The 12,516-nt window shown below is 53.7% G+C and carries 10 protein-coding genes and 1 tRNA gene; 3 read left to right on the forward strand and 8 right to left on the reverse strand.

Features of this window, described 5'->3' with window-relative positions; genetic code table 11:
• Positions 1 to 129: 129 nt before the first annotated feature.
• The 3 genes from AC2FEE_RS09795 to AC2FEE_RS09805 are packed head-to-tail and all read right to left on the reverse strand — an operon-like array spanning position 130 to position 5,370.
• Positions 130 to 1,092 carry a hypothetical protein gene (locus AC2FEE_RS09795; protein ID WP_496864772.1) on the reverse strand — a complete coding sequence of 321 codons (963 nt, stop codon included), beginning with the start codon at positions 1,090 to 1,092 and terminating at the stop codon, positions 130 to 132.
• A complete protein-coding gene (locus tag AC2FEE_RS09800; RefSeq protein ID WP_496864774.1) occupies positions 1,082 to 4,315 on the reverse strand; it encodes an RNA-directed DNA polymerase in 3,234 nt (1,077 codons plus the stop codon). The genes AC2FEE_RS09795 and AC2FEE_RS09800 overlap by 11 nt, the downstream gene beginning before the upstream one ends.
• Positions 4,312 to 5,370, reverse strand: a complete 1,059-nt coding sequence (locus tag AC2FEE_RS09805; RefSeq protein WP_496864775.1) for a toprim domain-containing protein — start codon at positions 5,368 to 5,370, stop codon at positions 4,312 to 4,314. Before AC2FEE_RS09805 ends, AC2FEE_RS09800 begins: the two co-directional genes overlap by 4 nt.
• Before the next feature lie 459 nt (positions 5,371 to 5,829).
• Here AC2FEE_RS09805 and AC2FEE_RS09810 point away from each other — a divergent pair, with 459 nt between their 5' ends.
• Complete coding sequence (locus tag AC2FEE_RS09810; protein ID WP_496864776.1) at positions 5,830 to 6,375, forward strand: RNA 2'-phosphotransferase; 546 nt, start codon at positions 5,830 to 5,832, stop codon at positions 6,373 to 6,375.
• A gap of 183 nt (positions 6,376 to 6,558) precedes the next feature.
• Here AC2FEE_RS09810 and AC2FEE_RS09815 read toward each other — a convergent pair.
• Positions 6,559 to 6,634 (reverse strand) — tRNA-Lys (locus tag AC2FEE_RS09815).
• Between the two features lie 212 nt (positions 6,635 to 6,846).
• Here AC2FEE_RS09815 and dapF point away from each other — a divergent pair.
• Complete coding sequence (gene dapF / locus AC2FEE_RS09820) at positions 6,847 to 7,689, forward strand: diaminopimelate epimerase (protein ID WP_496864777.1); 843 nt, start codon at positions 6,847 to 6,849, stop codon at positions 7,687 to 7,689.
• Entirely contained in the window at positions 7,686 to 8,942 is a 1,257-nt protein-coding gene (gene mtaB, locus AC2FEE_RS09825; RefSeq protein ID WP_496864779.1) for a tRNA (N(6)-L-threonylcarbamoyladenosine(37)-C(2))-methylthiotransferase MtaB, read from the forward strand. Before dapF ends, mtaB begins: the two co-directional genes overlap by 4 nt.
• Before the next feature lie 11 nt (positions 8,943 to 8,953).
• Here the strand turns inward: mtaB and AC2FEE_RS09830 are convergent, their stop codons facing one another.
• The 4 genes from AC2FEE_RS09830 to petA form a co-directional block, all read right to left on the reverse strand.
• Positions 8,954 to 9,367 carry a nuclear transport factor 2 family protein gene (locus tag AC2FEE_RS09830; RefSeq protein WP_496864780.1) on the reverse strand — a complete coding sequence of 138 codons (414 nt, stop codon included), beginning with the start codon at positions 9,365 to 9,367 and terminating at the stop codon, positions 8,954 to 8,956.
• Between the two features lie 150 nt (positions 9,368 to 9,517).
• Positions 9,518 to 10,303 (reverse strand): cytochrome c1, encoded by a 786-nt coding sequence (locus tag AC2FEE_RS09835; protein ID WP_496864781.1) that lies wholly within the window; start codon positions 10,301 to 10,303, stop codon positions 9,518 to 9,520.
• 17 nt (positions 10,304 to 10,320) lie between these two features.
• Positions 10,321 to 11,652 (reverse strand): cytochrome b, encoded by a 1,332-nt coding sequence (petB, locus tag AC2FEE_RS09840; RefSeq protein WP_496864783.1) that lies wholly within the window; start codon positions 11,650 to 11,652, stop codon positions 10,321 to 10,323.
• 11 nt (positions 11,653 to 11,663) lie between these two features.
• Positions 11,664 to 12,248 carry a ubiquinol-cytochrome c reductase iron-sulfur subunit gene (gene petA, locus AC2FEE_RS09845; RefSeq protein ID WP_170405069.1) on the reverse strand — a complete coding sequence of 195 codons (585 nt, stop codon included), beginning with the start codon at positions 12,246 to 12,248 and terminating at the stop codon, positions 11,664 to 11,666.
• Between the last annotated feature and the right edge of the window lie 268 nt (positions 12,249 to 12,516).

Raw genomic sequence — 12,516 nt, forward strand, 5'->3', positions numbered from 1 at the left:
TTACCTTGGGGATGTAAATCCGTGTGATTGATGCCAGCTTACGCGGTCAGAAATATGTTAGACTGTACCAGGACAACAGCGCCCTTAAATTCGTGGAATTCGGACGAAGACAGCACAAGTAACATCACGTCATATGGTCACACTTTTTGGCGCAAGCTCTTTGTTTTCTTCGAAACCAGGTGGAAGGCTCTTAAGTTCTGGCTGGGCGTTACCCTTCTGGCCGTCGCTTAGGGCCCACAATGGCAGTTTCACTATCTGCGCATTTGACAGCTCTTGACCACTATGACGGTATATTAGTCGTCGAAATGGTTCTCGAAATGGGCTTACCGCAAGTGATCCACCAAATTGCCCACAATTGCAGACAACAACATTGCAAAACAGAGTTCTGGAAAGCGCTTCGGCCATATGATCAAATGAGGTGGTGTCACGATTGTAAGCCAAGATGAATAGCGTTTGGATTTTGTTGCGGTACATAACTACTCTGTCCAAATCCATGAAATCGTAGCAAATTGCGACCCCAAATTTGCCAAGGGCGTTACTCTCAAATATCCAAACAGTTGGGTGAGATTTGAAGGAAACTGGCCCACCCACAATCCTCTTTAGTTTTTTGTCTTCAGCGGGTGCGGGATACGTTTTGCCAACTCTGCGAACGCTGGTTTGTCGGGAAACTTGCTTCCCATTCAAACGACGAGGGACAATCACCAAGGCTTCGTTCAGCACCATCGGTTCGGGTGCACCGTCAACAATCCTATAGTCCATTCCAGCAATAATGATCGCCTCAAGCTGTTCTGCCGCCCTCCTAAGTTGCTTCTCGAAGCCGAGCGGTACAGCTAATTCAGGCAAGAGTATGATATCAGGAGAAGGATCGCAGTTTTGGATTTCTTGAGATGAGCCATCTTTAACCCTTTCCCGAAGTGCCCCTTGAGCTCTCAAAGAGGCGAGAAAATGTCTGATTTCCCTCTTGGCACGCAGCTCCTCATAGTGCGCCATTTTTAGACAGTTCTGCCAGTTTCCGTCAGAGTTATCGACCCAAGCAGCTTCGGCCTTTAGCGACGTCTGGATTACACCGACATGAAGATGCTCACTCAACATTCTCGCCTCCCATAGGGTCATTAGCCTCGGTATTTTCGGTTCCCGCGGCGAAGTCTTGCAGTTTGAAAGGGATAAGTTGTCTCGGCCGGTTTGAGGACACCGAAAGCTGGTTTTCTTGGAGAACACCTTGAGCGAAGTTCACACTTTCTATCAGGTCATCCAAATCATTTATTTGGTCCGGATCAAAGGCTACATCTCTAACGGGTTCGCCATCATCCAAGGCGAACAAATCGGGTCGCAGTGCGATGTTTCTGGTCTCTGCGGGCCGCGCAGCAAGGCAGGCATCTAGCAACTGTGTGGTCGCTGAAGAAACTGCGAGTTCACTGTAAATCCGAGATCTTGGAAGTGGGTAAACTCGCTCGTTGCCTCGGAGATTCCATATTCGTGGTGCGGTGTGATCTTCTCGCAAAAGACCGAGAAGAATACGCCCAACAGCCGTGAACCAGCGTTCGAGCTGCGTAGACGGAATGCCCGATCGAAAATCGTTGGCGAACCGGTAATCCAGTAGGCTGGCTTTGAGTGGCTGCACTACGATCTTACCGTTCTTTTCATTACTTATGAAATTCCGCCATTCTTCCCAACCTAACTTCGAACTCCCAATCTTCTCGTTCAGCACATCGAACCATTGGTGCGGTAGCAAAACGTTGGCGGGGTGCAAGCGATCGAGTTTACTGAGGTCGTGACCAGCTTCTTTGGCATCATCAAGCAACCGTCTGACAATCTCGAGGGCGGTCCATTCACTTCGTCTCGGGTCGAAGGGACTTAATTCCTTGAGTTTTTCTGTCCATTCTATGAGAGAGATATACTGCGTTTTAGCCGCATCCATGGATCGTATTGTACGAGAAAACGCGTTCTTTGAGCTTTGCCTTGCCTCTAGATATCTCGCTGCATTTCCTTCAATGACCTGACGCAACCAGCCTGAGTCGTCCTGTGGCAACGCCTCAGAAGAAAAAAGCAGTTCTTTCCAAGCATCCTCAGGAAATGCTTCAGGAAAGCGGCGGGCAGAAATGAGATCTAGTTTCTCACTAAAGTCAAAGCTTCTAGAAACAGCGAACCACGCAGACGAAGGATGTGAATGGTTGCCGACAATGCTTTCAGCAAGGTGAGCCCACACGCCTGCGGACCAACCCGTTGATTCGAGCCAAGCCTTGGCAGGACTAGCGGGACGTACCGGCACAAACTTCTGCGAAAGAGATCTTAAATCCCTAGCAAGGCCCTGATACCCATTCTGTGTTAGCAGTTCAGCAACCTGTAAGAGAGCGACTCCGAACTCGCGCCGACCAACAGCTTGGAACCATGTCTCGCGGTCTACAGGCAGAACAAACACACCAATGTCGAGGCTCGCAATGTCTTTGAGGTAACTTTCGGCTGCCTTTGTTTCAGATCTTAAACAATCGCAGGCTATGAGCCGGGCAGCAGACGCTAACATTGCTTTGGCCATTATCTGTAAAGACAATGCCGTGTAATAATCTGCCCAAGTCTCTCGTTGCTCAGCACGCGTTTCCTTGAGCCAGTCTGAAATCTCGTTGATGCCCCTGTAGCCCGTGGATTGGCAATATTGATGGATACGAAAAAAAAGACGAGCTTTTCCGGGATGCTCTCGCAGCGACTGGAGCAGCAGCACGAAACACCGCTTAAGCAGCTTATTTTCCCAGACCTCCTGTCCTGCCGTCAAGCTTGCGAATTGGTCCTTCAACTTGCCCAATTTCGAATTGTATTGTTCAAGGTCCTCTTCTGTTGATCTTTCCGGGTCCGGCTTGCGGCTTTGATGCTCGGCAAGCCGCCTAGCCACGTCAACAACGCCGTCAACCTCCTGAACAAGTACGGGCACTAAAGATGCAATCTGCCCTGCTGCAAACGAAGCTCTTGTATCAGGGCGAATCTCACGCTCTGGTATATCGGCGAGCAGGAGCCACTCAAGCATTGTAAGGCGCTCATCTAGATCATCGTCGTCCAGAATGTGAATGTCAGTCGTGGCAATAGCGGAGACTTGCGCCAGTGTCTTGGTCATCAATTTCGTCGGATTCTTTCCATCCAAGCGAGTTTCCTGTACTGCCTTTTTGTATTCTTCGGCCGATTGCTCTGCGGTTTTGTCCTCTCTTCGCTTCCCCATCCACGCGGCTAGCTCAGGTGGATCATACTTTTCCACATTAACTGTGGCTCCGATGCCAGCGCTGCTGAGTAGTTCTTCGTACCAATCAATCCAATCGCATAGCGTATTGAAATCAAACGCGATGATTGTGTGATCATCCACAAAACGAAAGTGAGCAACGTCTTTGCACTGACGGAGTCTGACGGCGACGGTCTTGTCAATTGGCAACATGGCGGCATTTGCAAGAAATCCCGATACAAACAGTCCAGTAGGGAGACCCTGAAAACGCCGTGCGTTGAATTCCGGTTTTACATTTTTAAGTGATTGGCTCGTCATTCCAGACATGTCGAGCTTAAAGTTCAGCATCGAATTGAGTAGGTTGCTCATCTTCGGATCATTGAGCGCCCCAGCCAAGTTCAGCCCCTTTAGAACGGCATCCACTTTCAAGTTCGGGTAGAATTTCTCAAGGTCAATTGACGCATGAAAGAGCTCACTCTTTTCACTTGAGGCGGGGTCTTTATTCCACCAGTCTTTCCTAAAGTAGACTAAATCTTCGCGTTCTGCCGTCGCCTCCGCCAATTGGTCCGCTACGTCCATTTCATCCCGATTGAGCTTTGATTTTCGAGCCATCATCCTCGCGGTCAGCGTGACGTGTCGACGAAACAGCGGCCAACTATGTTGAAACCTCCGGTAAAGGTGACCGCTTGCGTGTCTATACGGTCCGATTTCAAGCTTTGACTGCCCAGCTTCGTCTGGCTCGTACCAAGCCGGTCGATACAGCCTGTTGCCATAACTCCAAGGCTGCATCATCCGGTCTAGTTCCGGTCCTAATGCGTTTACAACGGCAATCCATGCGACTTGGTCTTCAATCGCAATGTGATAATACTGACGGTCATCCGGCCTTTCTTCAGAGATCTTTTTTGGGCGAGGTAACGGACGTAACTTTTTTAACTTGTACGATCCGCGTTCAAACTGGCGGTGTATCTTTAGTAAACTCTGCTCCAAGTCGATTTCGAATGCGGCTACTTCTGCGCTGTCAACAAAGCCATCAGCCGCCCGAATTAGTGCTTTTGTTTTGGTCCATGCATAGTTCAGGTTTTCTGGTTGCAGCAGCCGTTCTAGGACACTCATATTTTTTTCTTTCCTTCACGCAGAAGTGCATTCACATCTGTCGCACCACTTCTAGGAGCGGTTCTTCGTGTCGCTGCCACGCCAAATCTTGCAAGCTCTTTTCTGAGTTTTGACGCTCTTGCGTCTCCAGCCTCGTCCCAGTCTAGGAACAGCTCTACTTGCTTTCCACGCAAGGATATCATGTCGTCCTTGGAAAGGGATGCCGATACACCTATAAAACCGATCGCCTCGCAACCCATTTGAACAGAAGAAAGGGTGTCAAGAACGCCTTCGCAGATTGCTAATCGTTTGACCTTTTTGTTTCTCAACGCATCGGAATTATAGAGACGCCTACGGCGGTGATTCAGGTTGCGCCAACGATTACTTTGGTCAGCATCGTCGACGCTCCGGGATTGAAAATAGGTAATTTTTTCACTCTCAATAAAAGGAAACAAAATAGCGGTTGGTGGCAAGATTGGCCAAAACCTCTCCCGTGTGGATTTCTTAGTCAAGAGCCCGCTATCTCTAATTCGTTCGAATCCATACTCCTCAACCAGTTCTTGAACCAAACTAGTTGCTGGCATTTGGCCAACCGAGAATTGGTCAATCAATTCTTCCGATATTTTACGATTTTTCAAATAATCTAGCCCAGAAGCGCGCATTGGCGCACGCGCCAGTAGCGCCCTGTAGACCTCCGAATCTGGGGTTGTTTCTTTGGAAACGGCACCATTTCCAAGGTGGGATGTCTGGCTTCGATAATTGGATATTCGACGTTCTGGAGGCGTGCGGCCTTTGCTCCGGAGCAATCCGCTTTTGTCTGCCAGCCACTGCTTCGCCTCTAAGAACTCCATGTGTTGACACGCCATGACAAGGTCAATTGCCCCGCCAGATTTGTTGCACGCGTAACAGACCCACCGCCGACCGTGGTGTCGTACTTCGAAAGAGGGCGTTTTGTCGTCATGATCGGGGAGAGGGCATCTTGCCATCCCTTTCGTCGGAAGCTCCAAACCCAGGAAAGATCCGACACATTCAATCGTCAGATGATTCAAAGCCTGTGTAATTTCTTTCGCTTCCATGGATCTGAAACTACTCGAGTATTGACTCAACCAGCAAGCAAGTATGCTTCACAAAAGTTGTGCCTCTTGGTTGTTTCTAAGCTGAACCAAGAAGAAACTCTTATGCTGAGAACGTTGGAAGTTTGCCCTGAAAGCCCGGCTTTTGAGCCCCGTCGGGGCAATGATTGAAAGACCGCCCTCAACCCTTCGCGTTGCAGTGCCGTACTAGACCCGAGCTTTTTTTGGCACCGACAGACAGGCCTAGTGATCTGAAAGGCATGATTGATGAGCCGTTCTGATGGCGTAGATGCGTTCCAGCCATCGGTAATGCTGAGCTTGTTCATTTCACTGAAGACCGGTCGCAATCCAATCACAGCGAAAAGCCAAATTCGCGCTAATGTGTGAAACTACCTATTCAATTCCTAACCGTCAGGCTTCGTGGTAAAAGCCAATCAATCCAGTATCTGAAGCAATTCATCAATGAGCAGAGAAAGCAAGTTTTTGAGCCTGGTGCTTCGGCACAAGCCTGAGGAGATCGGTCTTCAGCTCGATAGGCACGGGTGGGTTCGCGTTGATGACCTGTTGCGAAAGCTGAAGAAAGCCAACCGAAAGCTAAGCCGAGACGAACTCACCCGGCTTGTCGAAGACAACGATAAGAAACGCTTCACTTTGTCTGAGGATGGCCTACGGATCAGGGCAGCTCAAGGTCACTCAATTGATGTGGATCTGGGCCTAGAGCCTCAATGTCCACCTGACGAACTATACCACGGTACAGCCAGCGCAAATCTTGATTCAATATTCTCAGAGGGCTTAATTTCTGGACGTCGCCACCAGGTTCATCTCTCTTTGGATCCAGACACAGCCAAGCGCGTTGGCCAACGACACGGCAAACCTGTTGTGCTACGCGTCGAGGCACAACGAATGTTCAACGACGGTTTTGAGTTTTTCCGCGCTGACAACGGTGTCTGGCTCACGGCCAAAGTGCCAGCAATCTATTTGGGATTTGGTTCGACTGCAGAACAATAACTAATCCCATCTATACCAGACTCGTTGAGTAGGGGGAGTTATTCAACCAGACCTACGGACATTGAGCTTCCTAATGCACATACGAGACACATGATGCAGAGCCCAGAATTTATCCCGCAAAAGGGATAAACCTCTGTCAAAAGAGACAAACTTCGTGTCATCTTTCATTATTATTGGAAAAAGTGGTGAGCCGTGCAGGATTCGAACCTGCGACCCACTGATTAAAAGTCAGTTGCTCTACCAACTGAGCTAACGGCCCACTCTTTTGTCTGGATCTTGTCGATCCGTGGCGCTCTCTAAGGCATTTTCCCGATCGGGTTCAAGTCCTTATTTTGCGCCTCGTTTCGCCTTCACTTAACTTGTTTCCGGCGACCCGATAGGCGGCCTAATTAGGCAGGTGGCGCTGGGGGGTCAACCCCTTTTTTCAGGAATCTTCACCGCAGGGTGGATTCCTTTCCAGCACAGGGTTATATGCGCGCCATGCAACGAATACTGGCCTCCGGTTTGCCCTTCATGAAGATGCACGGGCTGGGCAATGACTTTGCCATTGTCGATGCGCGCGCGCAAAGCGTTGAGATTACGCCCGCTCTGGCGCGGGGAATCGGACATCGGCAGTTTGGTGTCGGATTCGACCAGCTGGCGGTGATCGAAAACTGCGAATCGGATGCGCACCTGGTGTTCTACAACGCAGACGGGTCGACCTCAGCCGCCTGTGGGAATGCCACGCGCTGTATTGCGCGTTTCCTGATGGAGGAAACCGGCAAACCCGAACTGACACTGACAACGGAACGCGGCACGTTGTATGCGCGCGATGCAGGCGATGGGCTGACCTCGGTGAATATGGGTCAGCCGCAGCTGAACTGGCATGAGATTCCTCTGGCCGAAGAGGTCGAAACGCTGGAGCTGCCGATCGAGGGCGGGCCAACCGCCACCGGAATGGGCAATCCCCACTGTACCTTCTTTGTTGAGGACGCCGAGGCCATCCCTCTGACCGAATTCGGGGCGCGGTACGAATACCACCCCCTCTACCCCGAGCGCACGAACGTGCAGGTGGCGCAGGTCATCGGCCCAGATCATATCCGCATGCGCGTGTGGGAACGTGGGGTGGGCATCACGCTGGCCTCGGGATCCTCCTCCTGTGCAACTGCCGTTGCCGCCGCACGACGCGGCCTCACCGGGCGCAAGGTGCAGATCGATCTGGACGGTGGCACCATCTGGATCGACTGGCGTGAGGATGGCGTCTGGATGACCGGACCCACCTGCCACGTGTTCTCGGGCACCCTGACGCCCCAGTTTCTGAGGACGCTGGGATGAGCGCCCCCAAGTTCACCACTCTGGGTTGCCGCCTGAATGCCTATGAGACAGAGGCAATGAAGGAATTGTCGCAACAGGCAGGCCTGACCGATGCCGTTGTTGTGAATACCTGCGCCGTGACTGCCGAAGCGGTGCGTAAGGCACGGCAGGAAATTCGCAAGCTGCGCCGTGAAAACCCGAATGCGCGGCTAATCGTGACGGGATGCGCGGCACAGACCGAACCCGAGACCTTTGCTGGAATGGAGGAGGTCGACGCCGTCATAGGCAACACCGAGAAAATGCAGCCCGACACCTGGAAAGGCATGGCCGCAGACTTCATCGGCCAAACCGAGGCAGTGCAGGTTGACGACATCATGTCGGTCACCGAAACCGCTGGTCACTTGATTGATGGGTTTGGAACACGGTCTCGGGCGTATGTGCAAGTCCAGAACGGCTGTGATCACCGCTGCACCTTCTGCATCATTCCCTATGGTCGCGGCAACTCTCGAAGTGTCCCTGCGGGCGTGGTGGTGGACCAGATCAAGCGGCTGGTGGATCGCGGCTATAACGAAGTGGTTCTGACCGGCGTAGACCTGACCTCATGGGGGGCTGACCTACCCGCGCAGCCCAAGCTGGGCGATTTGGTCATGCGCGTCCTGAAACTGGTGCCGGACCTGCCGCGCTTGCGGATCAGCTCGATCGACTCGATCGAAGTGGATGAGAACCTGATGCAGGCCATCGCCTCTGAGCCGCGCCTGATGCCGCATCTGCACCTGTCACTGCAACATGGGGACGATCTGATCCTGAAACGGATGAAACGCCGCCATTTGCGCGACGACGCCATTCGCTTTACTGAAGAGGCCCGCAAGCTGCGCCCGGAAATGACCTTTGGCGCGGATATCATCGCAGGCTTCCCCACCGAGACGGATGTGCATTTCGAGAACTCGCTAAAGCTGGTCACCGACTGCGATCTGACCTGGTTGCACGTTTTCCCCTATTCCAAGCGCGACGGCACCCCAGCGGCCCGCATACCGCAGCAGATCAACGGGAACGTTATCAAGGACCGCGCCGCCCGTCTGCGCGCGGCGGGTGAGGCTCAGGTCGCAAAACACCTGACTACCCAGGTCGGCAAAACCCATCACATCCTGATGGAAAACCCGCATATGGGCCGGACCGAGCAATTCACTGAGGTCACTTTCAACGCCCCGCAAGCCGAGGGGAAGATCGTGACGGCCAAGGTGCTGGGGCGCACAGACACACAGCTGACCGCCTGAGGCAAAGCTGCCTAGGTGGTGACCGCAGACACCGCTGCGGTGTCATAAAATTCCTCGTATTCACAAACCAGACCGTCGCGAAACCGGCAAATGATCACAATCGGCGTCTCTACCGTTTTGCCAGTGCCTTTATGCGTCCAGGCACAGGCACCGATGCCGACGACACGGTCATCCTGTGCAATAGTGTCTTTCAAAGTCCAATGCTGCATCTCAAAGGCAGCAGTCAGGTCCTCCAGGTATTCCTGCATCTCAGCCCGGCCATCGCGCCCGCAGCTAAAATCCAGCCCGTACTGCCCACGGCCCAGCGAACGCATGCAAAGATCCTCGGTCGTGTATTTTTTCCACATCCCGATATCTGAAGCCTTGCAATCGTTCCATTCCGCAAAGGCTTTCCGCATCTTTTCGACATTGCTCTGCGTGTCCATAATCCGTTCTCCTAAATTTAATGCGCTGAAAACATGCTGCCCCTGAAACACCAAAGGGCAGGGCGATTATAGCACCGGGACCCAGCCAAACAAAAAAAGGCCCGGTGATAAACACCGGGCCTTTCGAAACTTTGAAGCGGGTCGTCAGACTTAATGCTTCTTCTTGCCCTTGACGCCTGCCCACAGACGCTTGTTGACCAGGTACAGAAGCACAGACAACAGCGACAGGAAGATGACGCCGACGAAGCCAGAGTATTTGCGCTCCATCATCTTCGGTTCGGCGGTCCACATCAGGAAGGCGGCAACATCCTCGGACAAGGCTTCAACCGTGGCCGGGTGACCATCGGCAAACTCGACCTGATCGTCGGACAGCGGCGGTGCCATCGAAATCCAGCCGCCGGGGAAGGCGGTGTTTTCATACAGGACCGTACCGGCCTCTTCTTTTTCATGGCCGGTATAGCCATCCAGCAGCGAGGCGATGTATTCCGCGCCGCCCATGCCTTTGAAGAACTGGTTGATACCCAGACCATAGGGGCCGTGGAATCCAGCGCGGGCCTTGGCCATCAGGCTCAGGTCCGGTGCACCAACACCGTCATTGACTGGGAAGTGGTCGGTCGGGATGGCCGGGCGGAAATCGTCCAGCTCAGGATCAAACACTTCGAAGTTGGCCGCCGAATAGGCGATGACTTCTTCTTCCGAGTAACCCAGCGCCTCAAGGTCGCGCAGGGGCACGTATCTCAGGCCGTGGCAGGCTGCGCAGACCTCGGTATAGATCTGAAGGCCGCGCTGCAGCTGGTTTTTGTCCCAGGTGCCAAACGGCCCTTCGAACGAGAAGTGGAAGTCTTCGATGTGCTGCTCGCCCCCACCTGCTGCGAAGGACGCAGCAGGAGCAAGGGCCAGAGCAAACGCGGCACCGATTGCAAGTTTCTTGAACATGTTTCCGGTCCCTCTTCTTACTCGGCCGGCGTGGCGTCAGCGTCAGCCTTGCCATAATGCGCGTTGAAGTCTTCTTCGATGGTCTCGGGCTGTGCCAGAGGCTTCTCGATCACACCGAGGATCGGCAGGATCACGAAGAAATAGGCGAACCAGTAAGCGGACGCGATCAGCGAGAAAGTCGCATAGGGCTCTTCCGCGGGCATCGCACCCAGCCACATCAGGGCAAAGAAGTCGATGATCAGCAGGTAGAACCACCACTTGAACATCGGACGGTATTTGCCCGAACGCACGCTCGACGTGTCCAGCCAGGGCGCCAGGGCCATGGCCAGGATCGCACCGAACATCGCGATCACACCAAAGAACTTGGCGTCAACGATACCGCCGGTGATGAAGCTGGCGAACTGAACAACCCAAACCTCACCGGTGAAGGCACGCAGGATCGCGTAGAACGGCAGGAAGTACCATTCGGGCACGATGTGTGCAGGCGTGACCAGCGGGTTGGCTTCGATGTAGTTGTCAGGGTGCCCCAGATAGTTTGGCATAAAGCCGACAATCGCCCAGAACACGACCAGGATCACGGCCAGCGCGAACAGGTCCTTGATCACGAAGTAGGGCCAGAACGGCAGCGTGTCTTTCTCAGCCTCGGCTTTTGAACCACGGCGAACTTCAACACCCGTGGGGTTGTTGTTGCCGGTGGTGTGGAAAGCCCAGATGTGCACGATCACCAGCGCCGCGATAACAAACGGCAGCAGGTAGTGCAGCGAGAAGAAGCGGTTCAGCGTAGCGTTGTCCACCGCGGGTCCGCCCAGTAGCCAGGTCTGGATCGCATCACCCACAAACGGAATAGCACCAAACAGGCCGGTGATAACAGTCGCACCCCAGAAGGACATCTGACCCCAGGGCAGAACGTAACCCATGAAGGCGGTGCCCATCATCATCAGATAGATCAGCATCCCGATGATCCACGTGATTTCACGCGGGGCTTTGTACGAGCCGTAGAACAGGCCGCGGAAAATGTGGATATACACCGCGACAAAGAACAGCGATGCGCCGTTCATGTGAATATAACGCAGCATATAGCCGCCATTCACGTTGCGCATGATGTGTTCGATGCTGGCAAAGGCCAGATCAACATGCGGGGTATAGTGCATCACCAGAACGATTCCGGTGACGATTTGCAACACCAGGCAGAACGCGAGGACAATGCCCCAGATCCACCACCAGTTCAGGTTCTTCGGTGTGGGGATCATGATGGTGTCGTAGATCAGGCCGACGATAGGCAGTCGGCTGTTCAGCCACTTTTCGCCATTTGTCTTCGGCTCGTAATGATCGTGGGGAATTCCGGACATCTGGGTCTCCCTTAGCCGAGCTTGATGGTTGTCGCATCCACCCATTCAACGGGCGGAACGGGCAGGTTTTCAGGCGCGGGGCCTTTGCGGATACGACCGGCAAGGTCATAGTGCGACCCGTGGCAGGGGCAGAACCAGCCACCGAAATCACCGGCATCGCCCAGAGGTACGCAACCCAGGTGGGTACAGACACCCATCTGGACGATCCACGCGCCAGGCGCTTCGCCTTCGGGTGACGGCATCACACGGTTGGCGTCGGTCGCAGGCGCATCGGCGGGCAGGTTGAAGTTGCGCGCCAGCGGATCAGGCAGTGCATCTACGCCTTCTGCGTCCTGCTCCTGAGCCTCTTGAATCTCAGCACCGGTACGGTGACGGATGAATACAGGCTTACCCAGCCATTTCACGGTCAGCTGCGTGCCCGGCTCGACACCACTGACGTCCTGGCGGATCGAGGACAGCGCCTGAACGTCTGCCGATGGGTTCATTTGGTTGATCAGGGGCCATACGGCTGCACCCGTCGCAACGACACCTGCGCCGCCAGCGACGTAGTAGAGGAAATCTCTGCGGGTGCCTTCGTTGTCTTCTGCGTGGGACACGAGGTTTTCTCCGATTCCGGCGCCCGCAGTTGCGGGCAAACATGCATCAGCACCGCATCAAAGCGGCGTCTCATCGCGGCTATCTAGCCGGGAGAAATCGGTTCGTCCAGCGGTCATAGGCGCGCACTACGCCGCATCTGGGCATTCATGTCACAACGAAGGGGTGATTTTTCAAGTTTTGGGCAGGCTTAAGCGGGGAAATCCGCCAATCAGGAGAATTTGTCGTCTACATGATTCGGGTCAGGTACATCCCGACGGGAACAGACCA

This window comes from Ruegeria sp. YTSC199 (genome assembly GCF_059609725.1).